This window comes from Mesorhizobium alhagi CCNWXJ12-2 (genome assembly GCF_000236565.1).
Classification (GTDB): Bacteria; Pseudomonadota; Alphaproteobacteria; order Rhizobiales; family Rhizobiaceae; genus Allomesorhizobium; species Allomesorhizobium alhagi.
Map to the genome: position 1 here is coordinate 78,962 of NZ_AHAM01000027.1, position 25,196 is coordinate 104,157.

Consider the following 25,196-nt stretch of genomic DNA (forward strand, 5'->3'; position numbering starts at 1 on the left):
GTGCAGGGCATGTGGTACGGGTGAGGTCTCTCAGCGAGAGGGACGTTCGAGGTCACGCCCACCGTTCTGCCCTGTGCACACCAAAGTACCGCAAGAGAGATAACCCGGAGTATGCGGGCGGACGGATACGCGGATCGGCGAGATATCCATCTACGTCAGAGGTAGCGCAAGCTTGACACATGGCCCATGTGTTTCTGCTATAGAAATTGGCTTTGAAACCGCTATACGAAGGTTCACAAACCACGATTGGGAAATCGGATGGCGAAAGCGCCCACGGCGGGCTTGGACCCGAAAATCACCATGGTAAAACCGGGCGAATTAAAGTTCGACCGGGCAAATCCCCGTATGGCGGAGATGGAATTCGCCAACGAACAGGAAGTGGTAGCTCATCTCGTCGAGGAATATGATGTTGACGAGTTGGTGTTGTCGATCCTTACAGCCGGTTGGTTCGACTATGAACCGTTAATTGCAGAGCGAGACAATACCGTTATCGAAGGTAATAGACGCCTTGCAGCACTCAGGTTGATTGAAGAAGATGCCTTAAGAAAACAGATTGGATATAAGCTACCAACTGTAGATCCGATACACGAAAACGCACACCCAAAGACTGTCAGCGTTCGTTACGCCGACAGCCGAGAGGCTGCCTACGTCTATATTGGATTCAAGCACATTAACGGCCCGTTCAAATGGGATGCGCTCGCTAAGGCCAAGTTTGCATCGGAATGGATCGCCGCTGGCCACGACGTCGAGACAGTAAGTCGAACTCTTGGGGATAGCCACAATACTGTCTTGAGACTTGTGAATGGATGGAATGTTCTCCAGCGTGCGCGTGCAGAAGGTTTCGAACCATCTGATGCTACGACAAGCTCCCCGTTCCCGATATCACATCTTTATACCGCTTTGACACGGCCTGATGTTAGGAATTCCTAGGTATCAATCTGCCGGCTAGGAGCGTTATAAGTCAGGATACAATAACGTCGGAAAAAACCGTTTCTTTATTGCAGCTGATGAACTGGCTTTACGGCCAGCGTAGCAGAAATCAACCTTCATTAATTCGGACCCAAAATCCTGATCTTGGCACGTTAGTTCGTGTTATTGCACACGACACGGCAAGGGAAGAGCTTATCGCCAATCGCGATTTAGATGCCGCTGCGGAAATCCTTACGCCGTCCCACGAACGTTTTGAGATCGTGCTTCGGCAAGCCGCCCGTGCTTGCGAAGAGGCTTTAGCTGCTTCGAAGGACTTTGATGGCAGCCCTACGCTGTTGGAAATCGTGAACAATATGGGCAAGACGCTCTTGGCTTTGCGCCAAGGGATGCTGTCGACGCAATCAGACCCCCTGGCGGCATTCGCTGATGCTCCTTCAAAGACCTGAAGAAGCAGTGCCGGCAAGTCGCCTGGCAGATTGGCTGGAACTGTTATCCGCATCTCAGCGTGAACGAACGTTCGGCGGCGGTGAACTTCAAAAGATCATCCGAATGGAAGCGGAGGATCGCAGCAGCCGCCTTGTGCATGACGAGGTCTCTGGCGAGATAGCTGAAGGCGAAATAGTGGCCATCGAGAACTCGGAAATCATAAGTCATGTTTTTGATGAGCTTCAAAAGCGGGCAGATTTGTTGGCCGACAGCTATCCATTTGTTGTCGAAGCAACTGGCGCCGGCGTAACGGCACGCAAACGACTTAGCTGGCGACCAGATGCGCTAGACACACCCGGCGCGGTAATCTATCTTTACTGTCTTTTGATTTCGGCCCGGCGGCTTGGCTTACTTGAATTGGATGCAGACGACCACGCCCAAACAACCGCCGACGGAACTCAACTCCACTCCGAGTACATGTACGGGTTTTTGCTACAGATCTGCGCGACGATCGCTATGGGCGGCTACCTTCGCGGCACTGTGATTTCTTTCGGCTATCCACGCCCAGACAAGTCCAATTTTCTAGCAGCCAACCGGAGTGCTTGGACCCGGTTCGGCGCATACAAGCCTGTTGATAGGGTTCCCTACGGCGCTCCCAACGAAGAGAATGACGCGGGAATCGACCTGATAGCCTGGGTTGACTTCAACGATCGGCACGGGTCCAAGGTCTTGGTTTTTGGGCAAGTGGCATCTGGCAGGAATTGGACCGGGAAGTCAGCCTTGGATCGCGCGCATGCTTTGCGCAGTTGGTTCGCAGGCCCGAGCTACACACACATGCTACCGGCCATGGTGATGCCATTTAATGTTACTGATGCGCGTAAAACTATTGAACGCGGTCCCGTTGATATGCGGGCCGCTGTTTTCGAGTTTGAAGAACGTCAATTCGGCATTGTTTTGGACAGAGAGCGTGTAGCTGCATGCGCGGCGGTTGCGCTGCAGTTCGAAGATGAGGATAAGGCGAGAGTTGAAGGCATCGAGCGATTCGAACTGGTAAAGGAGTGGGTAAGTACCACGCTTGAACATCTTAGGGGGGAAGCGTGATGCGCAATCCCCTGCATTCAATCTGTCCTTACTTCGCGATGTTTCCTGAGAGCTTTGTCCAAAAGCAGTTGCTAGCCTATTCGCGCCCGGGGGATAAAGTATTTGATCCATTCTGCGGGCGAGGCACTACAATACTTGAAGGATTATTAAATGATCGGAACGCAATAGGATCTGATATTAACCCAGTGGGAGCCTGCATTTCTGGGGCAAAAGCTGATATACCGGCGCGCGACGAGGTACTGCAGAGGATTACTGCTTTAAAAGAAGGGTTCGCGTCGTGTACATCTTTACAGCATCCACAGGATGAATTTTTTTCACTTTGCTTTGAAAAAAATACATTACGGCAAATCCTTTTCTTACAAAAGGAACTAAGCTGGAAGGATGACCCGGTAGATAGGTTTGTTGCCGCGCTAATGCTTGGCATTTTGCACGGCGAGTCACACAAGTCGGAGCTCTGTCTTAGTAATCGGATGCCACGAACAATTAGCACTAAACCTGCTTATTCCGTCCGATGGTGGAAGGAACATCAGCTCACTCCTCCTAGCCGGGACGCATTTGAAGTTTTGACGAAAACCGCCCTGTATCGGTATGCTGGGGAGATTCCAACTCGCAAAGGCCAAGTGGTATTGGGCGACGCTAGGTTGGCGGGGGAATTGTTGGAAGAACATAAAGGAAGCGTCAACCTCATCGTAACTTCGCCACCTTACCTCGATACAACAGACTATGCAGAAGATCAGTGGCTGAGGCTTTGGTTCTTAGGAGGTCCGTCGCGGCCGACTGCTCGACTTCACAAAGACGACCGTCATACTAGAACGAGTACATATTGGCTATTCTTGGAAGAGGTTTGGCGTGGCTGCCAGGTCCTTCTCAAGGAAGATGCCAATTTGGTTGTTCGAATAGGCGGCACTATGCTCGGCAAGGATGAACTCTTCGCTGGGCTACTCACATCGCTTCGATCCGGGTTCGGTACGCGCGCGATTCGTCCGCTCCACGGCGGCGAGACCAGCACCATCAGGAGGCGACAGACAAACTCTTTTCGACCGGGTACCTCGCCAGAGAAAATGGAGCACGATTTTGCCTTTGCTGTGATCGGTTAGCTCGCCGATCTTCTCAAGCCCCCGCGGAATACGCAGCGATCGCCGCCATGTTCACGATATCGCTGTCCTTGGCGTTGAGGCTGACAATCTGCACCGGCTTGTTGAGCCCCACCAGCAGCGGGCCGATGACCATCGAGCCGCCGAGTTCTTGAAGCATCTTTGTCGAGATCGAGGCCGAGTGGAAGGCCGGCATGATGAGCACGTTGGCCGGGCCCGACAGGCGGCAGAACGGATATTGCTGCATGGCCTTGGCGTTGAGCGCGACGTCGGCCGCCATCTCGCCGTCATACTCGAAATCGACGCGTCTTTTGTCGAGGATCTGGACGGCCTCCTGTACGCGCGCGGATCGCTCGCCGGCGGGATGGCCGAAGGTGGAATAGGCGAGCATGGCCACGCGCGGCTCGTAGCCCATGCGGCGCGCGAAGCCCGCCGCCTCCTCGGCGATGTCGGCGATCTGCTCGGAATTGGGCATGTCATGGACGGCGGTGTCGGCGACGATGACCGTGCGGCCGCGGCAAAGCGCTATCGATACGCCGATGACGCGGTGGCCGGGCTTGGCCTCGATGACGCGGCGGACATCGTCGAGCGCGGTCGAATAGTTGCGGGTGACGCCGGTGACCACCGCGTCGGCGTCGCCCAGCGCCAGCATGCAGGCGGCGAAATGGTTGCGGTCGTTGTTGATCAGCCGCTGGCAATCGCGGAACAGGAAGCCCTTGCGCTGCATGCGCTCGTACAGATAGTCGGCATAGATGGCGTTGCGGCGCGACAGGCGGGCGTTGATGATTTCGATGCCCGGCCGGTCGAGCTCGACGCCGGCATGGCTGGCGGTCTCCTTAATGCGATCCTCGCGGCCGACCAGGATGGCGGTGCCAAGCCGCTGGTTGGCGTAGGAGACGGCGGCGCGCATGACCTGCTCCTCCTCGCCCTCGGCGAAGACGACGCGCTTGGGCTGGCGGCGCACGCGGTCGTAGATGCGCTGCAGCGTCGAGGCGATCGGGTCGCGGCGGGCGGATAGCTCCTGCGCGTATTTGTCGAGGTCGAGGATCGGCCGGCGCGCGACGCCCGAATCCATGGCGGCGCGGGCGACGGCGACGGGAATGGCCGAGATCAGGCGCGGGTCGAACGGCACCGGGATGATGTAGTTCGGCCCGAATTTGGGGCGCATGCCCTGATAGGCGGCGGCGACGTCGTCGGGCACGTCCTGGCGGGCGAGATCGGCCAGCGCCTGCGCGGCGGCGACCTTCATGGCGTCATTGATGGTGGTGGCGCGGACATCGAGCGCGCCGCGGAAGATATAGGGGAAGCCCAGAACGTTGTTGACCTGGTTGGGATAGTCGGAGCGGCCGGTCGCCATGATGGCGTCGGTGCGGATCTCGGCGACTTCCTCGGGGGTGATTTCGGGATCGGGATTGGCCATGGCGAAGATGATCGGGTTCTTGGCCATGGACTGGATCATCGCCGGGGTCAGCGCGCCCTTGGCGGAAAGGCCGAAGATGATGTCGGCGCCGTCGAGCGCGTCGGCCAGCGTGCGCGCGTCGGTCTTCACCGCATGCGCCGACTTCCACTGGTTCATGCCCTCCTCGCGGCCCTGCCAGACGACGCCCTTGGTGTCGCAGAGGATGATTTTTTCGGGCGAGAAGCCCATCGACTTGATGAGCTCGATGCAGGCGATGCCGGCCGAGCCGGCGCCGTTGCAGACGAGCTTCGCGGTCTTCATGTCGCGGCCGGTGAGATGCAGCGCGTTGATCAGGCCCGCGGTGGCGATGATGGCGGTGCCGTGCTGGTCGTCATGGAAGACCGGGATGTCCATGAGTTCGCGCAGGCGCTGCTCGATGATGAAGCAGTCGGGCGCCCTGATGTCCTCCAGGTTGATGCCGCCGAAGGAGGGGCCGAGATACCTGACGCAGTTGATGAACTCGTCGACGTTCTCGGTGTCGACTTCGAGGTCGATGGCGTCGATGTCGGCGAAGCGCTTGAACAGCGCCGCCTTGCCTTCCATCACCGGCTTGGCGGCGAGCGCGCCGAGATTGCCGAGGCCCAGGATCGCGGTGCCGTTGGTGATGACGGCGACCATGTTGCCGCGCGTGGTGTAGTCGAAGGCGCGCGAGGGATCCTCGGCGATCGCCTTGACCGGCACGGCGACGCCCGGCGAATAGGCGAGACTGAGGTCGCGCTGCGTGGCCATCGGCTTGGTCGGGCTGATCTCCAGCTTGCCGGGGCGACCGGAGGCGTGGAACTCCAGCGCCTCCTGTGCGCTGACGGAGGGCCCTGGGTTTTCGGTTTTCCTGGCCATGGTCTCGAGCCGTCCCTTCCCCTGCGGTATTTCCGTTTCTTTTTGTGGAGCGTTCGGGATTAAGGCTACACTTCGCAGCCGTAAAGCGCCAAGCAGGGGAAGCTTCTTTTTTCGGGGACACGGTGAACGACGAAACGCCGATACGCATCGAGGGCAGCGCGCCGGCAGCAGTCGGCGCGGCGACGCCGATGATGGAGCAGTTCGTCGAGATCAAGGCGGCGAACCCGGATTGCCTGTTGTTCTACCGCATGGGCGATTTCTACGAGCTGTTCTTCGAGGACGCCGAGATCGCCAGCCGGGCGCTGGGCATCGTTCTGACCAAGCGCGGCAAGCACCAGGGCCACGACATTCCGATGTGCGGCGTGCCGGTGCATGCGGCGGACGACTATCTGCAGAAGCTGATCGGGCTCGGCCACCGCGTCGCCGTCTGCGAGCAGATCGAGGATCCGGCCGAGGCGAAGAAGCGCGGCTCCAAATCGGTGGTGAAGCGAGACGTGATCCGCCTGGTCACGCCCGGCACCATCACCGAGGACCGGCTGCTGGCGCCTTCGGAATCCAATTTCCTGATGGCGCTGGGACGGGTGAAGGGCGGAGCGGAAAACTCCTATGCGCTGGCGTGGATCGAGTTGTCGACGGGTGTGTTCCGCGTCGCCGAGACGAATGCCGAGGCGCTCGCCGCCGACATTTTCCGGGTCGACCCGCGCGAATTGATCGTGGCCGAGCCGGTGTTCCATGACGAGGAGCTAAAGCCGCTGTTCGACATGATCGGCCGGGTCGCCAGCCCGCAGCCGCCGAGCCTGTTCGATTCGGCCTCGGCGCCCGGCCGCATCGCCCGCTTCTACGGCGTCGCCACGCCGGACAGCTTCGGCACGTTTTCCCGCGCCGAACTGTCGGCGATCTCGGGCATCGTCGCCTATGTCGAGAAGACGCAGAAGGCGGAGCGGCCGCCGCTGTCGCGACCGGAGCGCGAGCAGGCCGGCTCGACGCTGTTCATCGATCCCGCGACGCGGGCCAATCTCGAGCTTTTGCGCACCATGTCGGGCGGCCGCGACGGGTCGCTGATCAAGGCCGTCGACCGGACGGTGACCGGGGCCGGCGCGCGGCTTCTGGCCGACCGGCTGATGTCGCCGCTGACCGATCCGAAGGCGATCAATGCGCGGCTGGATTCGGTGGCGTTCTTCGCCTCCGAAACGCGGCTCTGCGGAGCGCTGCGCGCCTGTCTAAAAGAGGCAGCCGACATGCCGCGCGCGCTGACGCGGCTTGCGCTCAACCGCGGCGGCCCGCGCGACCTCGGCGCGCTGCGCTCCGGCTTCGAGGCGGCGCTTGCGCTCCGGACGCTATTTGCCGACGCCGAGCTGCCGGCGGAACTCAAAGGCGCGCTGGACGCGATCTCGGCGCTGCCGGTGCGCTTCGCCGATCATCTGGGCAGCGCACTCGCCGACGAGCTGCCGCTGCTCAGGCGCGACGGCGGCTTTGTCCGCGCCGGCTACAATGCCGAGCTCGACGAGATGCGGGCGCTGCGCGACGAGGCGCGCAAGGTGATCGCGGCGATGGAGCGCGAACTGATCGATGAGACCGGCATCCGCTCGCTGAAGATCCGGCACAACAATGTGCTCGGCTATTACATCGAGGTGACCGCCAACCATCAGGCGCTGATGATGGGATCGGACGCGGCCAAGGCGCGCTTCATCCACCGCCAGACCATGGCGAACGCCATGCGCTTCACCACCACCGAACTGGCGGAGATGGAGACCAAGATCGCCAACGCCGCCGACCGCGCGCTGGCGATCGAGCTTGGCGTATTCGATGCGCTGACCACCGAGGCGGTCGGCCATGCCGACGCGATCCGCGCCGGCGCGACGGCGCTTGCGGTGCTCGATGTTTCGGCAGCCCTCGCGGTGCTGGCCAGCGCTGAGGCGTGGCGGCGGCCTGTGGTCGACGACAGCCTCGCCTTCGAGATTTCCGGCGGCCGCCACCCGGTGGTCGAGCAGGCGCTGCGGCGCACGGCCGGCGCGCCATTCGTGGCAAACGACTGCGACCTCTCGCCGGAGCAAGGCGACAGGCACGGTGCGACCTGGCTGCTGACCGGGCCGAACATGGGCGGCAAGTCGACCTTCCTGCGCCAGAACGCGCTGATCGCCATCCTTGCCCAGACCGGCTCCTTCGTGCCGGCGAAATCGGCGCGGATCGGCGTGGTCGACCGGCTATTTTCGCGTGTCGGCGCGTCGGACGATTTGGCGCGCGGCCGCTCGACCTTCATGGTCGAGATGGTCGAGACTGCCGCGATCCTCAACCAGGCGGGCGAGCGGGCGCTGGTTATCCTCGACGAGATCGGCCGCGGCACCGCGACCTTCGACGGCCTGTCGATCGCCTGGGCCGCGGTCGAATATCTGCACGAGAAGAATTGCTGCCGGGCGATCTTCGCGACGCATTTCCATGAGATGACAGCGCTCGCCGGCAAGCTCGAACGGCTGCACAACGTCACCATGCGCGTCAAGGAATGGGAAGGCGACGTGGTCTTCCTACATGAGGTCGCCAAGGGCGCGGCCGACCGCTCCTACGGCGTGCAGGTGGCGCGGCTCGCCGGCCTGCCCGCCGCCGTTGTGGAGCGCGCCCGCGCGGTTCTGCACCAGCTCGAAGCCGGCGAGACTTCCGGCAAGGCCGACCGGCTGGTCGATGATTTGCCGTTGTTTTCGGCGGTGGTGAAGCGCGAGGAGCCGAAGCCTGCCAAGCCCGACACGCTTGGCGCCGCGCTATCGACGATCAACCCCGACGAACTCACCCCGCGCGAGGCGCTGGAAGCGCTGTATCGGCTGAAGGAAATGGCGGGGAAGTAGCCGCTGGGCGGCCAGGACGCGGCTCGTCGGGCAGCGTGGCCATCCACCAAACCGGACCGCACTCAATTTTCATTGCCAGGAATTGGGCTATGATTCGATTCGGCGCAGCCCACGCCTCCCCCCTCCGTCGGGAAAGCACAATTCATGCGGGGCCATCCGATTTGTCGAACCGACTGTTCGAGCACCAGGCATAAGGAGGGGTTGCGAAAACTGCTCGCACCAGGAGGTTTTTCGATGAAGCTGTCTGCGCCCGTTTATCATTTGAAACGCAAAGCCAAACTTCTATCCCGTCAGGAAAACGTTCGACTCCACGAAGCGCTCGACCGAATCGCCGCCAAGGAAGGCTTCGGCAGTTGGAGTTTGCTCGCGGCCAAACTATCCGCGACCGTGACCGTCAGCGAACTGTTTGCGAGGCTCGGTCCCGGAGATCTGGTGCTGGTCGGCGCGCGGCCGGGCCAGGGCAAGACCTTGATGAGCCTCGCACTGGCCGTGGAGGCAATGAAATCCGGCGGCCGAAGTGTCTTTTTCACGCTTGAGTACACCGAAAAGGATGTCCTCGATCGTTTTCGTTCTATCGGGGCAGAATTGGCGCATTTCGGCGGGCTGTTCGAATTCGACAATTCCGACGCCATAAGCGCCGATTACATCGTAGAGGCGCTGGATTCGGCTCCGCGCGGCACGCTTGTAGTCATAGACTATCTGCAACTGCTCGATCAGAAGCGTGAAAACCCGGAACTGATGGCTCAGGTTAGCAAGCTGAAGTCGTTTGCCCGGGACAGGGGACTGATCCTCATCTTTATTTCCCAGATCGATCGGTCATACGATCCGTCGACGAAGCCGTGTCCCGATATCGACGACGTGCGGTTGCCGAACCCGCTGGATTTGTCGCTGTTCAACAAGACGTGCTTCCTGAACAATGGCGAGATTCGGCTCCAGGCAGCGAGCTAGGAATCCAGTTCGGTCCAACAACTCGCGGGCGGCACCGGTCGCCCGCGAATTGTCGGAATGCAATGACTCAGGTCAACAACAATAACCCGCCGCTATATCGGCTGACCAGCGATCAACTCGCCCACGATCATCTCTGACTTATTGTTTCATTTTGATTCAAAACGTGTTCCGCTGTCATGGAACAAACAGGAACTTGCCGCATTTGCCGCCCCATTTTGCCTGCTAGCTGCCCCTTCATCTATCAACGGGGCAAACGGACATAATGATCAAAAAAGGGGCCGCGACTGCCGCGGCAATGCTGGCGGCCGGGCTGATGCTTGCCGCTTCCACGGGTTCGGCATCGGCGCAATGCGGCGGCGCATCCTGGTACGCACTCCATTCCAAGACCGCGTCGGGCGAACGCATGAATCCAGCCGCCATGACCGCTGCTCATCGCAGCCTGCCTTTCGGCACCAAGGTCAAGGTCACCAACAAGAAGACCGGCAAGAGCGTCGTCGTCCGCATCAACGATCGCGGTCCCTTCATCAAGGGTCGGGTGATCGACGTTTCCAAAGGCGCGGCGCAGAAACTCGGCTTCATCAAGTCCGGTCATACGTCGATCTGTTTCGATCGGCAGGGCTAGCCTGCTGCTGGGCGCAGCAGCCTTCATCAATTTTCGCCCTCCCTCAGCTTTGCGGCAGCGCCGCCCCTCACCCTTACCCTCTCCCCGTGAAGAACGGGGAGAGGGGGCGTCACCGTTGATGCCAGTCTCCAACGCCGGCGATTGGCTACGACGCGGGTGTCTCCCTCTCCCTGTTCTTCACGGGGAGAGGGTGAGGGTGAGGGTGAGGGGCAGCACAAGCGGGGTAGGTTATCGCACCAGCCGGTTCGCCGCGGTTTCGGCCATCGCGTCGGCCAGGCCGAGCCGCCATTGCGAGCGGCAATAGGCGCGGAAGTCGAAGCAGGGCAGGCCGGGGCACACCTCGAATTCGATGAGATGCACCGTGTCGTCCTCCTCGACGCGGAAATCGAGCGAGAACACGTCGCGAAGGCCGAACGCCGGCATCAGCCGGGCGGCGATATGCCGAATCCTTTCATCGGCGAGCGGCTGGCTGGCAGCCACTGGCGCGAGATCCGGCTCCTCGTATGAGCCCTGCATTCTGGCGCTCGCGCCGGTCTCGCCATAGAGCGCGAGGCTGTCCTCCATCGTCTGGAAGTCGCCGCCTGAATCGACGAACGTAATGCCCAGCGCTTCGACGCCGGTTTCCGGCGTCAGTCCGAGGAAGCTTGCCCTGACATTGCGCCCCTTCACGTAGGGCTGCACGACGACGTCGTCTCGATAGGCGGCGAAGACCCGGCGGCTGAGTTCCAGCGCCTGGTTGAGATTTTCACAGCGCGAATCCGGCCAGATGCCTATCTTGGCTCCGAGCCGGTTCGGCTTGACGAACCAGCCTGAGGCCGAGGCCGGCGGCTCGGCCAGCCAGACGCCGTTCCGCGCAAGGCCGCTTTGCGGCACCGGCAGGCCGAGCGAATGCAGCACCGCGCCGGAGCGGAATTTGTCCTGGCAGAGCGTGAACAGGGAATCATCCGAGCCGATCGTCGGCAGGCCATTGAGGCGGGCAAGCGCCGGACCGGCGCTGCCGCGGAAATAGGCGATGCCGTCGCTGAGCGTCCAGACAATTGTGCGCGCAGGATCGCAGCGCGGCAGCATTGCCGCCGCTTGGTCGAGTTCCACTGGCTTAAAGTCCAAGCCGCGCGCGGCGCAGGCTCGCTCGACCCCGCCGAACTCCAGCGCCAGGTCGGTGCATTGCGCGAGATAGGAGGAAATCTCCAGCGCCTGTCGCTCGGCAAATCCCTGCACCGCCAGCCGCGCGCGGCAGGCCTGCTCCGGTTCGTAGATCAGCACCAGGCGCGGGCGGGCCATGTCAGTTCAGATCGACACTTTCGGCTCGAAGCGACCGCGCACGGGCAAGTCGATGAGGAAGGTCTTGCCGGCATGCGGGTCGGCGCGGCGCGCCTCGGCGTTCAAGCCTTTCCACGCTGAGGTGACGACGATCCGCGACGCATCCGGCCCTGCAAAAGCCGGGCAGGAGGACTGGCTGGCGGGAATAGGGATCGACCGCAAACGCCTGCCTTCGGGCGACCACGCATCGACGGAACCTGCGCCCCAGCGCGCATTCCACAACACGCCATCTGCATCGACCACGGAGCCGTCGATCCAGCCATCCTGGCCCCGCCAGTCGAGGAAGATTGCAGGCTCGCCCGAAGGCATGCCGGTGAGCGGATCGCAGGCGACCCGTAGGAGCAGGCCGGAAGGCGTGTCGGTGAAATAGGCGGTCGCGCCGTCCGGCGAGAAGCAGATCGAATTGGGGATCGCGATGTCGGGATAGAGCAGGCGGATCTCGCCGGCGCGGAACCAGTAGATCGCGCCACCCTTGGGGCCCTCTTTCTTGGGCATTGTGCCGATCCACATGGCGCCGGACGGATGCACCCGCGAATCGTTGGAGCGCGTCAGCGGATTGTCGGCTTCGAGCGGCGTGTGCAGCGTCAGCGCGCCGGTGCTGATGTCGCGGATGTGCAGTCCGTTCTCTGCGACCAGCAACTGCCGGCCCGCGTCGACGATCGCGATGGCGCTGGCCATGAAGGGCAGGTCGTGCGCGATCGTTGCGCCGTCCGGGAACGCCTTCTCCATGAGCTTGCGGCCGACAATGTCGAACCAGAACAGCTTGCCGCTGCCGGGATCGTAGGACGGCCCCTCGCCGAGTTCGCAGGCGACATCGGAGAAGATCGAGATGGCGGACTCAGCCATGGGAGGTCTTTCCGAAAGCGGCGCGCCAGGCGCTGACCGCTGCCACGGCGCGTTCGCGTACAGCCGCCACGCTCGTGCCGGGAGCAAACAGGCTGGAGCCGAGGCCAAAGGTCCGCACGCCGATCTTTGCATAGTCGGCGAAGTCCTTGTCCGAGACGCCGCCGACGGCGCCCACCACGGCATCGGCGGGCAGCACCGCCATGATGGCGGCGATGCCTTTTGGCCCGAGCGCGCTCGCCGGGAAAAATTTCAGCGCCGATGCGCCGAGGCGCAGCGCCTGGAATGCCTCGCTGGGCGTGAACACGCCGGGCATGGTGACCAAGCCGTGATGCGCGGCGCGGTGCATGACGGCGGCGTCTATATTGGGGCTGACCAGCAGCCGGCCGCCGGCATCGGCGAGCCTGTCGACCTGTTCAGCCGTAAGCACTGTGCCGGCCCCGAGCAATGCTGAAGGCGGCAACGCCGATACGATGCGCTCTATCGAGGTGAATGGGTCGGGCGAGTTGAGCGGCACCTCGATCGCCTCGATGCCAGCCTCGAACACCGCCGAAGCCATGTCGACCGCCTCTTCGGGGCGCAGACCGCGCAGGATAGCTACCAAGCCATGAGCGAGCTTTGGAAAGGCTGCGGATGCGGTCATGCGGTTGCTCCCGCAGGCTCGGCCATGCCGAGATGGACCGCCGCAGCAAAGAGGCCGGCGCGCACCGCCTCGTCAGCCTCGACGGGATGGAACTCGAGGCCGGCAAGGCCAAGCGCTGCCTCGTAGAGCGGGCGCAGAGCCCCTGACGCGACCAGGACGACAGGTGCGCCATGCCTGGCGAAACGGCCGGATGCGGAGGCGACTTCCGCCCCGATCAGCAGGCCGGACAATGCGGCGGCCGCCTGGATTGGCTGGAGGTCGAGTAGCAGGGTCGAGGCGCGGATCCGGAACAGGCGGGCGTTGACATCGCCCGGCTCGGTAAGACTTTCCTCGCACCAGCGCCGGAACAGCGGGGCCGAGGCGGAGACGGAGTGGGATTCCGCGCCGAGCGAGTGGCTGAGGATCGAATGGCCTGCCAGCACGGAGAACAGTTCGCCGGTCATGTAGGTGGCGAATCCGGCGATGGAGCCCTCGGCTATCTCGACCCATTTGGAATGCGTGCCCGGCATACAGACCGTGTGAGTATCGGAGCCGAGCAGGCGGGCGATACCGGCAAGCTGGGTTTCCTCGCCGCGCATCACATCAGGCGATGCCGGATCGCGCTGGGCGACGCCCGGCATGATGCGGACGTCGCGCCGCGAACCGGGAATGGGAGCGGCGCCGCCAAAAATGCCCTGCATGGAAGCGGGCACGTAGACATAGGGCGCTTCGACCCAGCCCTGGCGCGAGCCCGCCATGCCGCAGATGATCGCCGGCAGATCGGCCGGTGCGCCCATCGCCGCCAGATGCCCTTCGAGGATGCGCGCAAAGCCGTCCGGTCGCGCGGCGAGCATGCCCTCGTCGCTGCGGCGCTCGGCGAGAACGCAGCCAGCCTCGTCGAGCAGCCAGATGCGCAGGCGCGACGTTCCCCAGTCGACGGCGGCGATGCGGGCGCTCACAGGTAGCCACCGTCGACGATCAGGGTCTGCGCGGTCAGCATGAGCGAGGCGTCCGAGGCCAGGAACAGGCAGGGACCGACCATGTCCTCGGGTTTCATAACCTCTCGGATGCACTGATTGGCGACATGCGCCGAAAGCGCTTCGTCGGTCACCCAGAGGGCGCGCTGGCGTTCGGTGATCACCCAGCCGGGCGCGATGGCGTTGACGCGGATGCCGTCCGGGCCGAGCTTTCCGGCAAGGCCCTTGGTCAGCCCGATGATGCCCGCCTTGGCGGCCGTGTAGGACGGCATGTCGGGATGGTTGATGAGGAAGGAGGTCGAGGTGAAGTTGATGATGGAGCCGCGGCCGGCTGCCTTCATGCCCGGCGCAACTGCCTGGGCGGTGAAGAAATGCGGGCGCAGATTGATGGACTGGTTCTCGTCCCAATAATCGGGGGTGACATCCTCGACGGCATGGCGCTGGTCGAAGGCGGCGTTGTTGATCAGCACCGTCACCGGGCCATGCGCGGCTGCCGCGCGGGCCACGGCAGCGCGCAGCGCCTCGATGTCGCGCAGATCGCAATTCAGGAACAGCGGCCGCGCGCCGGCGCTTTTCTCGAGTGCGTCGCACAGCGCCTCGCTGGCCGCATCGGCGATGTCGATGAAGGCGACCTTGCAGCCCTGCAGCGCGAAGCCTTCGGTGAGTGCGGCGCCTATGCCCGATCCGCCGCCGGTGATGAGGACCGATGCGCCCTCGAGGTCGGGAAATCTGGCCGATGGCATCATGGCGATCTGCTCCGTGCGCTGCGCCGCTGGTTTAGCAGAAACGCACTCCCGTTCAAGGCAGCGATGCCGTCTATCGTGGGGAGCTAGATCGCCTTGGCGCGGAGCGCGCCGCGGAAGGTGTCGCGCAGATAGCCGAGCGTTGCGTCCGCATCGACCGGCTTGCCGAAGAAATAGCCCTGCCCGCCGCCGCAGCCGAATTCGACCAGCCTGTCGGCCTGCGCCTCCTCCTCGATGCCCTCGGCGACCACCTCCATGCCAAGGCCCTCGCACATGGCCAGGATGGCGCGGATGATGTGTTCGGACGGGCGGTCGTCAAGGATGGACGAGACGAAGGCGCGGTCGATCTTGAGCTTGTCGAAATGGAATTCGCGCAGGCGCCCGAGCGAGGACTGCCCCGTGCCGAAATCGTCGAGCGACACCCGGATGCCGCAGCGGCGCAGGTCATCGACGATCTTCTCCGCCGAGGCAGGGTCGGTCATCAGGCCGGTCTCGGTGATCTCGATTTCCAGGCGGCGTGGATCGAAGCCGGTGCGATCGAGGATCGCCAGTATGTGCAGGCCGGTGTTCTGGTCGACGAGCTGCGACGGCGACAGGTTGAACGACAGGAAGAGGTCGCTCGGCCAGTTGCGGGCGGCCTCCGTCGCCTTGCGCAGCACCAGCTGCGACAGCGGCCCGATGATGCCGCGCTCCTCGGCGATAGGAATGAACACGGCCGGCGAAACGAAGCCGAGGTCGCGGTCGGTCCAGCGCGCCAGCGTCTCGAAGCCGATCGTGCGGCGGTCCTTCAGGTCCACTATCGGCTGGAAATGCGGTTCGACTTCGCCGGCCGAGACGGCGCGGCGCAGCGCCTGCTCGATGCGTGTCACGCGTTTGGCCGCTTCCTCCATCTCGCGCGTATAGACGACGACGCGGCCGCGGCCCGAACGCTTGGCGTGGTAAAGAGCGGTCTCGGCCTTGTTGACCAGTACTTCCGTCGTCTCGTCGCCGGAAGAAAACAATGAACAGCCGACCGATGCGGACAGTCTGGCGGTGCGCTCGCCGACATCGTAGGGCGCCGAGAGTATCTCGATCAGCATCTTCGCCTTTTCGGCCGCGGCGTCTTCCGAAAACACCATCGGATAGAGGAAGGCGAATTCATCAGCGCCTATGCGGGTCACGGCGGAGTGGCCGTCCATGGAAGCGCGCAGCCGCATGGCGACCTGGACGAGAATGTCGTCGCCGGCCTTGCGGCCGAAAAGATCGTTGATCGGCTTGAATCCGTCCAGGTCGAGAATGCCGACGGTGAAGGGCGCTGGATCCTCGGCGCGATCGCTGATCAGGCGGTCGACCTTGTCGTAGAAGCGCCTGTCGTTGCCGAGACCGGTCAGCGGGTCGGTGAAGGCAAGATCGGAGCTGTCTCTGGTCTGGCCGAGGCCGAAAGGCGGCTTCATCTGTATTCCTGGCTTTTACAATGTGCCGAGACCATGGCAGCAAACCGTTTAGGAAACGTATCCCGGGCAGCGGCGTTTTGCTGGCAAATGCCGGCCTTGAACTGACGTAGGGTCAGGATGAGTTCAGTTCCGGGCTCGCACCTGGTAAAGCCGGAGCGGCGTCGGCGCTGGCGGCCAATATCATGGGGGATTCCCGCCGCACCACCTTTTGATGCTAGGATCAAAATGTCTCGATTGGCAGGCCGCGGCCAAGCCTGTACATGCTTCATCGCCAACGCACCGACGCCGGAGACCTAGCATGCCGCTCGATATCGCCCTGCAGATGGACCACATCTCGACCGTGTCGATCGCCGGCGATACGAGCTTCGCGCTTGCGCTCGAAGCGCAGCGGCGCGGCCACCGGGTGTTCCACTATACGCCCGACCGGCTGTCGATGGCCGGCGGCCGGGTGTTCGCCCGCATAGAGGAGCTTCAGGTCCGCGACGAGAAGGGCAATCACTTCACGCTCGGCGAACCGGTGCGCACCGACCTTTCGGAAATGGACGTCATCCTGCTTCGCCAAGACCCGCCCTTCGACATGAACTACATCACGACGACGCATATTCTGGAGCGCATCCATCCGAAGACGCTGGTGGTCAACGACCCGGCCTGGGTGCGCAACAGCCCGGAAAAAATCTTCGTCACCGAATTTCCCGACCTGATGCCGGAAACGCTGATCACCAAGGACGTGCGCGAGGTCGACGCCTTCCGCAAGGAGCACGGCGATATCATCGTCAAGCCGCTCTACGGCAATGGCGGCGCGGGCATCTTCCATCTGCACGAGGCCGACCGCAACCTCGCCTCGCTGCTTGAAATGTTCGCGCAGATGTTCCGCGAGCCGTTCATCGTGCAGCGCTACCTGAAGGAGGTGCGCGCCGGCGACAAGCGCATCATTCTGATCGACGGCGAGCCGGTGGGAGCGATCAACCGCGTGCCGGCCGAGCACGATTCGCGCTCCAACATGCATGTCGGCGGCCGCGCCGAGAAAACCGCACTGACCGAACGCGAACGCGAAATCTGCGCCCGCATCGGACCTTCGCTCAAGGAGCGCGGCTTCATCCTCGTCGGCATCGACGTGATCGGCGACTACATGACCGAGATCAACGTTACCTCGCCGACCGGGATACGCGAGGTGAAGCGGTTTGGCGGCGCCGACATAGCGGCGCTGTTCTGGGACGCCGTCGAGGACAAGCGACGCTAGCGCGGCATGTTCTCGCGGCCACAACCGGCTGCAATCGCGATGCAGCCTGTGCGTTCATTTTGTTCCTGCCTTGTTCTTGCTTTGGGCTGGCGATTATATCTTTGACAAACCCATAGCCAGAGCAAGGACGAATTGATATGAGTGGTACATGGACAAACGCATCACGGTCGCCTTTTGGGCTATTGATATTCTGCTGTTGGCGGGGCCGTTCGTGATGCCCGGCATTCCAATCGAAGTGGCGTGGTTTGCGGTCGTGATGGCTGTTGGCATGCTTGTTTACTCGCTGTTCCCACGTAGATTTCTTCCCAAGCGATGGCGGGGCGAATCGCCTAGCTTTGACACAGGAAAGCACCCAATGACCAAGGCAACGCTTCTCGGCCTGAAACCAGGGGCCAAGATCGACGGGCTAAAGATGGATGGCAATGTGATCGAAGGTTACGACCAAGCCAGCCTAGCCGAACTTGAAAGCGGCGCGGAAATCAAGGATGGCGTAGCCACCAAGAACGAAATTCGCCGCACAGCCAAGAAGGCCGACAAAAGTTAGACCGCAAGCGACGTAGTGAGGGCGGTAGTCGTCAGCCACTTCGAGTCAACCGATATCAAGGGCGGTCGCTTATCCTCTACAGGCGGCGTCCATCCGCTTACGTAGTGACGCAGTTTTTGCGGCTCGCGCGCTTCTGGTTGGGGCGCTCTGTGAACTTCTGCCCGCCGAGGCTCTGTTGCGGCAACGTGGTTCCCTTCGAGGGAAAGGTCGTGATTCCATCCGGATACCTCCACCGCCGGGCGGCCTGAGTCATCGCGAATCGTACAATCGTGGATCTTCGTCCCCCGCGTTCCTTGCAGATGCGCCAGTTGGCCACCATTGACGGTGAAGCCGGAGATGGTGCTGTCTAGGCAATGCTTAAGCTCAATCGCAACGAAGCTCATTTCTTCCGGCTCCCTTTGCGAGATGGCTTTCCCTGTTGGACAGGGGGCGGTGCTTTTGCGATCTTCTTCAACGCACGGTCAAAGGCTTCCTCGGACTGGTCGGTTTCCAGTTCGCGGGCGGCTTCGCGGAACTTGTCTATTTGATTGGGTGTTTCAGTCGAAGGCGCTTTTGTCTTTTTCATCGTTCTTGGTTTCCTCTTCGTCCGCCGCGCGGCCAATCAGGTCCATTATGCTTGGCTGCTCGGTTACCATGTCGGACATAACGTAGCCTTGGCCTGCTATGTTGGTGAAGCGCTCCTTCTCCCTCCAAAGGATGGTCCCGAGATAGCGTGGCTTGTCTTCACTGTGCAGTTCGACGCCGGCACTTTCCAACCGTGATACGATTTCCGAGCGCGTTAAGGGATGGCCAGCCCCTCGAATCACTCGCTCAGCCAAGTCCGCGATTTCGGGGGGGCGGAGCCGCCGGCTGGCTCGGGGATTCACAAGTTTCTTGTTTCCTCCTACAGGTGAATCACCCGTATCGGGTTCAATCTGTTCTTCTTCTGATCCAGAAAAGCGCTGGTAAAGGGCCAGGAACGAATTGATTTGGGCCAACTCCCTTTCAATTTCTTCCTTCCTTTTCAATGCGTTATCGTACGCACGATCCATGGATGCCTCCTTCGTATGTCGGAGACGTATCACGGCGTAGCGCGGGCAGCAAGGGAAGGACTCGTTAACCATATTTTGACGTGCGCGAGACGCTCGCCGGCTTGTGCGGTGTGTCCAAGAACCGTATATTGAAATGCGCGAGTCACAGAAACGCGCCACAAGGAGTTCTCTGATGCGAAGAGTGTAAGCCTCGACGCCACGTCCACCGGCCAATCGAGTGTGACTAACGAAGAAGGCCGATACCGCGGGTAACGGTAATCGGCCTTCGTGGTGGTCAAGTAACCGAAATAGCGGCGCTAGCCGCTGCGGTCCTTTCGCTTCCAATGAAAGAATCGCACTTCTAGCGCCTCTTTTCAAGGCCCCTCGCCTGAAAGAGGTGAAGAATGGTTTGGGTGAACCCCTACCAGCGCTTCCGCTTTGGCCGCATCGAATCTGTCTGCGGCCACTTCCGTAGCCGCTAATCAGGCGATGGCGGCGTAGCCGCTCAGCCTGTCCGATCAACCCGACTCGCCCGGAGCATCACGCTCCCGGCTTTTTCTTTCGCTTTTCGTATTGCCATAGCGGCAACTTCAACTGGACCGGCTTTCGGTAGTGATCGGCCTTAGACTGCAACAGGTCTGCGATAGGTGAGGCGGCGGCCAGCGGCACCCTTAAGAGCAAGGGCGGAACGTTCCTGATCTTCAACGCCAAGCGCCGAACGATTGGAATAGCGGAAGTCAAATTCGGCCAGATAGCGGTGCAGGTGGTGTTCGGCGCAATGCTGATACACGCCCTTCATGCCGCGCTTGAAGATCGAATAGAAGCCTTCGACAGTGTTGGTGTTGATGCCGCCAGCCTTGCCGTATTCGCCTTTGCCGTGCTCGACAGAACCGTGCATGGCGAACGTCTTGCCGACCGTGACGTACTGGCGGGCCTCGTCGGTCATGAATGCGCTTTCCTTGGCGATGTTCGCGTTGACGATAGGCACAACGCGGGCAACCGCCGTAGTGTCGATATGGAAGGAACGGGCGATGCCACCGCGCTCGACAAGCGTCAGAACGATATTCTTGTGCGCCGTGCCCTTGTTGATCGGAACGTCCGCGAGACGACCGATATAGGTTTCGTCAGCCTCAACGGTCTTGCCGTTGCCGCCCATGGGCGTGAAGTCATCGGAGCGCATGGCTTCACGGATGCGATGCGACAGGAACCACGCGGTCTTGTAGGTGCATTCCAGAACGCGGTGAAGCTGATGGCTGCTGATGCCCTTCTTGCTGGAGCACATGAGGTGGATTGCCTGTAGCCACTTGTGCAGCGGCAGGTGGCTTTCCTCGAAGATCGTGCCCATGCGAACCGTGAACTGCGAACGGCAGGCGGCGCACTTGTACAGGCCATGGCGCTCAACGCCTTGCGGGTGCTTCTTGGAACCCTTCGAACGGACGCCGACCAGCTTGTAGTGCTTGTCCATGGAACCGCACTTCGGGCACACCGGACCCTGCGGCCAAAGCATCGCCTCGACGTGTTCGAAGGCTGCGGCTTCGTTATGGAAATAGGGCTTGGACAGGACGGACATGGTTGGTTCCCTCAACGTCCCATCAGATTACGTTAGGGCTATGGGTTTGTCAAAGATATAATCGCCTTTGGGCTGAGATCTGTGCTTGTCTGACGCAGGGTCAGTTGTGACCAGGCTGCGCGGGGCGCGGAGCAAGCTCGGGGGACGGCATGGTTTCGCGCGTACGCACTGTCGCGTTTCAGGGCATCGAGGCTGTTCCGGTCGATGTCCAGGTGATGGTCGCCCCGGGCAAGGTCAACATGCATATTGTAGGGCTGCCGGACAAAGCGGTGGCCGAGAGCCGAGAGCGGGTGCAGGCGGCGCTGCATGCGTCCGGCCTTTCGATGCCTTCGAAGAAGGTGACCGTCAATCTGGCGCCGGCCGACCTGCCCAAGGAGGGCAGCCACTACGATCTGCCGATCGCGCTTGGACTGATGGCGGCGCTCGGCGCGATACCTGGCGACGCGCTGGCGGACTATGTCGTGCTCGGCGAATTGTCGCTGGACGGGACGATCACGGCGGTGTCGGGCGCGCTGCCGGCGGCGATCGGCGCCAATGCCGACGGCAAGGGGCTGATCTGCCCGGCGGCATCCGGGCCGGAAGCCGCCTGGGCCGGCGCCGAGATAGACATTCTGGCGCCGCGCAGCCTGATCGCCATAGCCAATCATTTCCGCGGCACGCAGGTGCTGACGCGGCCGGTTGCGAGCGTACACGCGCCTGCCCGCGATTTGCCGGATCTCGCCGACATAAAGGGCCAGGAGACCGCCAAGCGGGCGCTCGAGGTGGCCGCGGCCGGAGGCCACAATCTCCTGATGGTAGGACCGCCCGGTTCCGGCAAATCGATGCTCGCGCAGCGCCTGCCGTCGATCCTGCCGCCGCTCAGCCCTCGCGAGCTGCTGGAAGTGTCGATGATCGCCTCGATCGCCGGGGAACTGAGCGGCGGCAAGCTAACCGACCGTCGCCCATTTCGCGCGCCGCACCATTCCGCCTCGATGGCCGCGATGGTCGGCGGCGGCCTGCGCGTCCGGCCCGGCGAGGTTTCGCTGGCGCACAACGGCGTGCTGTTCCTCGACGAATTTCCGGAGTTCTCGCCGCAGGTGCTGGATTCGCTGCGCCAGCCGATCGAGGCCGGTGAATGCATGATCGCGCGCGCCAATCACCGCGTCACCTATCCGGCGCGCATTCAGCTCATCGCCGCGATGAACCCGTGCCGCTGCGGCATGGCCGGCGAGCCGGGCTATCGCTGCGCGCGCGGGCCGCGCTGCCAGACCGACTATCAGGCACGCATCTCCGGCCCGCTGCTCGACCGCATCGACCTGCGCATCGAGGTGCCGGCGGTGTCGGCGTCTGACCTGATCCGGCCGGCGAGGGCCGAATCCAGCGAAGCGGTCGCGGCGCGCGTGGCGATGGCGCGCGCCATTCAGCAGCAGCGATTCGCGCGGCTCGGACCGCAGGCGCCGACAACCAACGCCCATTGTGCCACCGCGACGATCGAGGAGATCGCCGCGCCCGACGCGCATGGTCTCGCGCTGCTGCGCGACGCGAGCGAGAAACTCGGCTTTTCGGCACGCGCCTATCACCGGGTGCTGAAAGTGGCGCGGACGCTTGCCGACCTCGACGCCAGCGAGACCGTCGGCCGCATCCATCTGGCGGAGGCGATCTCATACCGGATCGCGGGCGAAAGGCTGGCTCAGGCGGCGTGAGCGGCGGGTGGCCAAGTCCCGGACGGTTGGTACCGTCTCGCCGAGGGGGTCGGGCAGGAGGTTGGGGGTAGGGCGGCAGCGACACGACCAAAGAGTGAGGGCGCAACAAGCCACCAGAGCATGCGCCCGAGCCCCGGCTTGGTTCGGAGGGCATGGCCGGATTCAAATCTCGGCGGCTGATTCATCCGCTGAAGTCGGTATGGGACCCAGACTGGCAATGGCGGCCTTATCCAAAGCCGAAGACTTTTCGCGGTTCACACCTCGGGCATGTTCGCGAACCGGTGGCGGCCTGCGTCGGGCCGGCAGCCCTCCCACAAGCCCGCTCGGCAGAACGACAGCCGTACGTAGAACCAGATGGCAGGCTTGTTAAGCGGAACGCTACTGCACCGAACCGACCAGCGGGGCCTGGCCTTCGCGGATGCTGACCCAGCGCCCGGTGTGGTCGCTCGCCTGCCGCTTCAGGAAGCGGTAGCCGGTATTGTCCCATCCGCGCACGACATTGGAGAGGTTGTCGAGGATGAAGTCGCCCTTGTCGGTGCGCACGGTCAGGATGGCATGGCCTTCGCCGTCGGCTTTGCGCACGACGGTGATGAGCAGGTTCGAAAGCGAGAGTCCCCGCGCCTTCAGGGTGCGGCGCTTCTCGAGCACATAGTCCTCGCAGTCGCCGACGTCCTTCGGATAGGCCCAGACCTCGTCCTTGCCGAAAATGTCGAAGTCATTCATCGGGCGTATGGCGCGGTTGACCGCTTCATTGACGTCCACCAGAATTTTCCAGAGCGCGCCGGTCATCTTTTCCGGGCCTAGATCGCGCGTCCGGATGGCGCATTCGGCCGGCTGCACCTTGCAGAATTCGTAGTGGCCGATCGGCTGGGAAGTCAGGCCGCCGGTCAGCATCGGCGCCCCAGCAAGCGCCGGGCTTGCATAGCAGCCGATCATCGCCGCCACAGAGAATATTCCGGCGCGCAGCGTTGCGCGCCGCGCCTTTGCAGTGGAGTCCATGCCCGTTTGCCCCGCTTTTTTTTATTAATGAAAGGTTAAGGGCGATTTGCGGGATATGTCAATTCACGCATCTGGCTGATTATCCGGATGGTTACCGTTGCGCGGCGAGCGCGACGAATTTGCAACAGAAAGAGCGCGAGAATTTACAACCAGGCGAGGCTTAGCCTTTAGCCGCCCGCACGAGGCGCGGCCGGGCAGGCGCCCGGTTCTCACGCCCATAGCTGGTTATGAAATCCGCGATGCGCGGAACGATCTCGGCGCGGAAGCGCGAGCCGTTGAAGACGCCGTAGTGCCCGACCGCCGGCTGCATGTAGTGGGCGCGCATATCGGCCGGGATGTTGACGCAGAGGTCGTGCGCGGCCCTGGTCTGGCCGATGCCCGATATGTCGTCGTTTTCACCCTCGATCGTCAGCAGCGCCACGTTGCGGATCGCGGCCGGATCGACCGGCACGCCGCGATGCGTCATCTCGCCCTTGGGCAGGGCATGGCGAACGAACACGGTGTCGACGGTCTGCAGGTAGAATTCGGCCGTCAGGTCCATGACCGCGAGATATTCGTCATAAAAATCGCGGTGCTTCTCGGCGCTGTCGCCATCGTTCTTCACGAGATGCATGAAGAAATCCTTGTGCGCCGTGATGTGGCGGTCGAGGTTCATGCTCATGAAGCCGGAGAGCTGCAGAAAGCCGGGATAGACCTCGCGGGTGAAGCCCGGGACCGGCCACGGCACCTGCATGATTGCGTTTTCACGGAACCAGTCGACGCCCTTTTCCTCGGCGAGAATGTTGACGGCGGTCGGGTTGCGGCGCGTGTCGACCGGTCCGCCCATCAGCGTCATCGTCGAGGGCGCGTGGCGGTCGCCGCGCGCCTCCATGATCGCCGCGGCGGCGAGTACCGGGACCGAAGGCTGGCAGACAGCCATGACGTGGGTGTCGGGCCCGAGCGCGTGCAGCATGTCGATGATGTAATCGATGTAATCGTCGAGATCGAAGCGGCCCTCCGACACCGGCACCATGCGCGCATCGGTCCAGTCGGTGATGTAGACATCGGCATGCGGCATCATCGCCTCGACCGTGCCGCGCAGCAGCGTCGCGTAATGGCCGGACATCGGCGCGACGATCAGAAGCTTCGGATCGGGTCGGCGGCGCGCTGGGACCGCGCGCTCGAAATGGATCAGATCACAGAACGGCCGCGACCAGACGATCCTCTCCGTCACCGGAACGGTCTTCCAGTCGACGACAGTCTCGTCAAGACCGAAGCCCGGTTTGCCGTAGCGGCGCGTGGTGCGCTCGAAGAGCTCGGCGGTCGCCGCGACCGACCGGCCCCAATGCGTGTGGGAGAGGGGATTGAGCGGGTTGGTGTAGAAGAGCTTTACGGCGTCGGCATAGGCCCTGAAGGGCTGCACGGCGGCGTGATTCATCTCGTACAGCTGGTAAAACATCAATACCCCGTCGCCGTCGATTTCCGAATTGGCCGGCCTTGAGGCCGGCTCTGATCATTAGGCAACGAAGTTAACAACCTTTTGCTGCGTCGCAATACGTCACGCCGCGTTATTTATTCTCATCCTTTCGTCTAAGCTGTTGAAAACCGCGCGATAACGCAATTCGCGCGCGGTCCGCACCTTTTGCGCTGCAAAATAGCGGGCCGAGGAGGCACTCTTCAGGCGCCTTCGACCAGCACGATCTCGCCGTCGGCGAATCGCTGCCTGATTGCCTTGGCTGCCTGGTATTCCGGCGAATTGTAGCAATCGCGGGCGGCGGCGAGGGATGGAAACTCGATGACAACGTTGCGCGCCCGCGCCGTTCCCTCCGCCGCTTCATGAGCGCCGCCGCGCACCAGGAAAACCGCGCCGAAGCGGTCGAAAGCCGGCTTCGCCGCCGCGACATAGCCTTTGTAGCCTTCGGGGTCGCGGACATCCACGCGCGCGATCCAGTATCCCTTCGGCATCTTTTCCTCCCAGAT

23 protein-coding genes are annotated in these 25,196 nt (G+C 62.4%); 10 read left to right on the forward strand and 13 right to left on the reverse strand.

The features are described from left to right. Window positions 1-258: 258 nt before the first annotated feature. From MAXJ12_RS34245 to MAXJ12_RS34945, 4 genes are all read left to right on the forward strand, one after another. Window positions 259-930 (forward strand): ParB N-terminal domain-containing protein, encoded by a 672-nt coding sequence (locus tag MAXJ12_RS34245; protein ID WP_008834341.1) that lies wholly within the window; start codon window positions 259-261, stop codon window positions 928-930. A 77-nt stretch (window positions 931-1,007) separates the two neighbouring features. Then, window positions 1,008-1,376 (forward strand): hypothetical protein, encoded by a 369-nt coding sequence (locus MAXJ12_RS34250; RefSeq protein WP_008834342.1) that lies wholly within the window; start codon window positions 1,008-1,010, stop codon window positions 1,374-1,376. Further along, entirely contained in the window at window positions 1,357-2,457 is a 1,101-nt protein-coding gene (locus MAXJ12_RS03315; RefSeq protein ID WP_139043778.1) for a hypothetical protein, read from the forward strand. The genes MAXJ12_RS34250 and MAXJ12_RS03315 overlap by 20 nt, the downstream gene beginning before the upstream one ends. Further along, window positions 2,457-3,554, forward strand: a complete 1,098-nt coding sequence (locus MAXJ12_RS34945) for a DNA methyltransferase (protein ID WP_008834345.1) — start codon at window positions 2,457-2,459, stop codon at window positions 3,552-3,554. Before MAXJ12_RS03315 ends, MAXJ12_RS34945 begins: the two co-directional genes overlap by 1 nt. A gap of 13 nt (window positions 3,555-3,567) precedes the next feature. Here the strand turns inward: MAXJ12_RS34945 and MAXJ12_RS03320 are convergent, their stop codons facing one another. Then, a complete protein-coding gene (locus MAXJ12_RS03320; protein WP_008834346.1) occupies window positions 3,568-5,847 on the reverse strand; it encodes an NADP-dependent malic enzyme in 2,280 nt (759 codons plus the stop codon). Window positions 5,848-6,035: 188 nt separating this feature from the next. Here MAXJ12_RS03320 and mutS point away from each other — a divergent pair, with 188 nt between their 5' ends. From mutS to MAXJ12_RS03335, 3 genes are all read left to right on the forward strand, one after another. After that, complete coding sequence (gene mutS / locus MAXJ12_RS03325; RefSeq protein ID WP_008834347.1) at window positions 6,036-8,684, forward strand: DNA mismatch repair protein MutS; 2,649 nt, start codon at window positions 6,036-6,038, stop codon at window positions 8,682-8,684. Between the two features lie 234 nt (window positions 8,685-8,918). After that, the gene (locus MAXJ12_RS03330; protein ID WP_008834348.1) at window positions 8,919-9,632 is read left to right on the forward strand and encodes a DNA helicase; all 714 of its coding nucleotides are present in this window, start codon (window positions 8,919-8,921) and stop codon (window positions 9,630-9,632) included. Between the two features lie 262 nt (window positions 9,633-9,894). Then, complete coding sequence (locus tag MAXJ12_RS03335) at window positions 9,895-10,254, forward strand: septal ring lytic transglycosylase RlpA family protein (RefSeq protein WP_008834349.1); 360 nt, start codon at window positions 9,895-9,897, stop codon at window positions 10,252-10,254. Window positions 10,255-10,482: 228 nt separating this feature from the next. Here MAXJ12_RS03335 and MAXJ12_RS03340 read toward each other — a convergent pair whose 3' ends face one another. The 6 genes from MAXJ12_RS03340 to MAXJ12_RS03365 form a co-directional block, all read right to left on the reverse strand. Then, window positions 10,483-11,535, reverse strand: a complete 1,053-nt coding sequence (locus MAXJ12_RS03340; RefSeq protein WP_008834350.1) for a D-alanine--D-alanine ligase family protein — start codon at window positions 11,533-11,535, stop codon at window positions 10,483-10,485. Window positions 11,536-11,541: 6 nt separating this feature from the next. Beyond that, window positions 11,542-12,420, reverse strand: a complete 879-nt coding sequence (locus MAXJ12_RS03345) for an SMP-30/gluconolactonase/LRE family protein (RefSeq protein WP_008834351.1) — start codon at window positions 12,418-12,420, stop codon at window positions 11,542-11,544. Beyond that, window positions 12,413-13,060, reverse strand: a complete 648-nt coding sequence (locus tag MAXJ12_RS03350; RefSeq protein ID WP_008834352.1) for a 2-dehydro-3-deoxy-6-phosphogalactonate aldolase — start codon at window positions 13,058-13,060, stop codon at window positions 12,413-12,415. The genes MAXJ12_RS03345 and MAXJ12_RS03350 overlap by 8 nt, the downstream gene beginning before the upstream one ends. Further along, on the reverse strand, window positions 13,057-13,998 hold the full coding sequence (locus tag MAXJ12_RS03355; RefSeq protein ID WP_008834353.1) for a 2-dehydro-3-deoxygalactonokinase: 942 nt from the start codon (window positions 13,996-13,998) through the stop codon (window positions 13,057-13,059). The genes MAXJ12_RS03350 and MAXJ12_RS03355 overlap by 4 nt, the downstream gene beginning before the upstream one ends. Next, entirely contained in the window at window positions 13,995-14,762 is a 768-nt protein-coding gene (locus MAXJ12_RS03360) for an SDR family NAD(P)-dependent oxidoreductase (protein ID WP_008834354.1), read from the reverse strand. Before MAXJ12_RS03360 ends, MAXJ12_RS03355 begins: the two co-directional genes overlap by 4 nt. A gap of 83 nt (window positions 14,763-14,845) precedes the next feature. Next, window positions 14,846-16,192, reverse strand: a complete 1,347-nt coding sequence (locus MAXJ12_RS03365; RefSeq protein ID WP_008834355.1) for a putative bifunctional diguanylate cyclase/phosphodiesterase — start codon at window positions 16,190-16,192, stop codon at window positions 14,846-14,848. Window positions 16,193-16,490: 298 nt separating this feature from the next. Between MAXJ12_RS03365 and gshB the strand changes: the two genes are divergently transcribed. Further along, window positions 16,491-17,432, forward strand: a complete 942-nt coding sequence (gene gshB / locus MAXJ12_RS03370) for a glutathione synthase (RefSeq protein ID WP_008834356.1) — start codon at window positions 16,491-16,493, stop codon at window positions 17,430-17,432. A gap of 148 nt (window positions 17,433-17,580) precedes the next feature. Then, window positions 17,581-17,976 (forward strand): hypothetical protein, encoded by a 396-nt coding sequence (locus tag MAXJ12_RS03375; protein WP_008834357.1) that lies wholly within the window; start codon window positions 17,581-17,583, stop codon window positions 17,974-17,976. Window positions 17,977-18,355: 379 nt separating this feature from the next. Here MAXJ12_RS03375 and MAXJ12_RS36510 read toward each other — a convergent pair whose 3' ends face one another. The 3 genes from MAXJ12_RS36510 to MAXJ12_RS03390 all read right to left on the reverse strand — a co-directional run bounded on the left by MAXJ12_RS36510 (window position 18,356) and on the right by MAXJ12_RS03390 (window position 20,556). Further along, a complete protein-coding gene (locus tag MAXJ12_RS36510) occupies window positions 18,356-18,541 on the reverse strand; it encodes a DNA-binding protein (RefSeq protein WP_139043779.1) in 186 nt (61 codons plus the stop codon). After that, the gene (locus MAXJ12_RS36515; protein WP_139043780.1) at window positions 18,513-19,007 is read right to left on the reverse strand and encodes a hypothetical protein; all 495 of its coding nucleotides are present in this window, start codon (window positions 19,005-19,007) and stop codon (window positions 18,513-18,515) included. Before MAXJ12_RS36515 ends, MAXJ12_RS36510 begins: the two co-directional genes overlap by 29 nt. 601 nt (window positions 19,008-19,608) lie before the next feature. After that, window positions 19,609-20,556, reverse strand: coding sequence for an IS1595 family transposase (locus MAXJ12_RS03390; RefSeq protein ID WP_008834360.1), 948 nt, complete (start codon window positions 20,554-20,556; stop codon window positions 19,609-19,611). A gap of 149 nt (window positions 20,557-20,705) precedes the next feature. Between MAXJ12_RS03390 and MAXJ12_RS03395 the strand changes: the two genes are divergently transcribed. Next, the gene (locus tag MAXJ12_RS03395) at window positions 20,706-22,238 is read left to right on the forward strand and encodes a YifB family Mg chelatase-like AAA ATPase (RefSeq protein ID WP_008834361.1); all 1,533 of its coding nucleotides are present in this window, start codon (window positions 20,706-20,708) and stop codon (window positions 22,236-22,238) included. 378 nt (window positions 22,239-22,616) lie between these two features. On the opposite strand, the gene MAXJ12_RS03400 is transcribed toward MAXJ12_RS03395, so the two are convergent. The 3 genes from MAXJ12_RS03400 to MAXJ12_RS03410 form a co-directional block, all read right to left on the reverse strand. Then, the gene (locus tag MAXJ12_RS03400; RefSeq protein WP_008834362.1) at window positions 22,617-23,237 is read right to left on the reverse strand and encodes a transglutaminase-like cysteine peptidase; all 621 of its coding nucleotides are present in this window, start codon (window positions 23,235-23,237) and stop codon (window positions 22,617-22,619) included. A gap of 160 nt (window positions 23,238-23,397) precedes the next feature. Continuing rightward, entirely contained in the window at window positions 23,398-24,675 is a 1,278-nt protein-coding gene (locus MAXJ12_RS03405; protein ID WP_008834363.1) for a polyhydroxyalkanoate depolymerase, read from the reverse strand. A gap of 218 nt (window positions 24,676-24,893) precedes the next feature. Then, on the reverse strand, window positions 24,894-25,181 hold the full coding sequence (locus tag MAXJ12_RS03410) for a DUF1330 domain-containing protein (protein ID WP_008834364.1): 288 nt from the start codon (window positions 25,179-25,181) through the stop codon (window positions 24,894-24,896). Window positions 25,182-25,196: the final 15 nt, after the last annotated feature.

Bases quoted from the DNA above. Each gene is read 5' to 3' on its own strand.
- MAXJ12_RS34245 (WP_008834341.1), top strand. From the start codon at position 259: ATGGCGAAAGCGCCCACGGCGGGCTTGGACCCGAAAATCACCATGGTA.
- MAXJ12_RS34250 (WP_008834342.1), top strand. From the start codon at position 1,008: ATGAACTGGCTTTACGGCCAGCGTAGCAGAAATCAACCTTCATTAATT.
- MAXJ12_RS03315 (WP_139043778.1), top strand. From the start codon at position 1,357: ATGCTCCTTCAAAGACCTGAAGAAGCAGTGCCGGCAAGTCGCCTGGCA.
- MAXJ12_RS34945 (WP_008834345.1), top strand. From the start codon at position 2,457: ATGCGCAATCCCCTGCATTCAATCTGTCCTTACTTCGCGATGTTTCCT.
- MAXJ12_RS03320 (WP_008834346.1), bottom strand. From the start codon at position 5,847: ATGGCCAGGAAAACCGAAAACCCAGGGCCCTCCGTCAGCGCACAGGAG.
- mutS (WP_008834347.1), top strand. From the start codon at position 6,036: ATGATGGAGCAGTTCGTCGAGATCAAGGCGGCGAACCCGGATTGCCTG.
- MAXJ12_RS03330 (WP_008834348.1), top strand. From the start codon at position 8,919: ATGAAGCTGTCTGCGCCCGTTTATCATTTGAAACGCAAAGCCAAACTT.
- MAXJ12_RS03335 (WP_008834349.1), top strand. From the start codon at position 9,895: ATGATCAAAAAAGGGGCCGCGACTGCCGCGGCAATGCTGGCGGCCGGG.
- MAXJ12_RS03340 (WP_008834350.1), bottom strand. From the start codon at position 11,535: ATGGCCCGCCCGCGCCTGGTGCTGATCTACGAACCGGAGCAGGCCTGC.
- MAXJ12_RS03345 (WP_008834351.1), bottom strand. From the start codon at position 12,420: ATGGCTGAGTCCGCCATCTCGATCTTCTCCGATGTCGCCTGCGAACTC.
- MAXJ12_RS03350 (WP_008834352.1), bottom strand. From the start codon at position 13,060: ATGACCGCATCCGCAGCCTTTCCAAAGCTCGCTCATGGCTTGGTAGCT.
- MAXJ12_RS03360 (WP_008834354.1), bottom strand. From the start codon at position 14,762: ATGATGCCATCGGCCAGATTTCCCGACCTCGAGGGCGCATCGGTCCTC.
- MAXJ12_RS03365 (WP_008834355.1), bottom strand. From the start codon at position 16,192: ATGAAGCCGCCTTTCGGCCTCGGCCAGACCAGAGACAGCTCCGATCTT.
- gshB (WP_008834356.1), top strand. From the start codon at position 16,491: ATGCCGCTCGATATCGCCCTGCAGATGGACCACATCTCGACCGTGTCG.
- MAXJ12_RS03375 (WP_008834357.1), top strand. From the start codon at position 17,581: ATGGACAAACGCATCACGGTCGCCTTTTGGGCTATTGATATTCTGCTG.
- MAXJ12_RS36510 (WP_139043779.1), bottom strand. From the start codon at position 18,541: ATGAAAAAGACAAAAGCGCCTTCGACTGAAACACCCAATCAAATAGAC.
- MAXJ12_RS36515 (WP_139043780.1), bottom strand. From the start codon at position 19,007: ATGGATCGTGCGTACGATAACGCATTGAAAAGGAAGGAAGAAATTGAA.
- MAXJ12_RS03390 (WP_008834360.1), bottom strand. From the start codon at position 20,556: ATGTCCGTCCTGTCCAAGCCCTATTTCCATAACGAAGCCGCAGCCTTC.
- MAXJ12_RS03395 (WP_008834361.1), top strand. From the start codon at position 20,706: ATGGTTTCGCGCGTACGCACTGTCGCGTTTCAGGGCATCGAGGCTGTT.
- MAXJ12_RS03400 (WP_008834362.1), bottom strand. From the start codon at position 23,237: ATGGACTCCACTGCAAAGGCGCGGCGCGCAACGCTGCGCGCCGGAATA.
- MAXJ12_RS03405 (WP_008834363.1), bottom strand. From the start codon at position 24,675: ATGTTTTACCAGCTGTACGAGATGAATCACGCCGCCGTGCAGCCCTTC.
- MAXJ12_RS03410 (WP_008834364.1), bottom strand. From the start codon at position 25,181: ATGCCGAAGGGATACTGGATCGCGCGCGTGGATGTCCGCGACCCCGAA.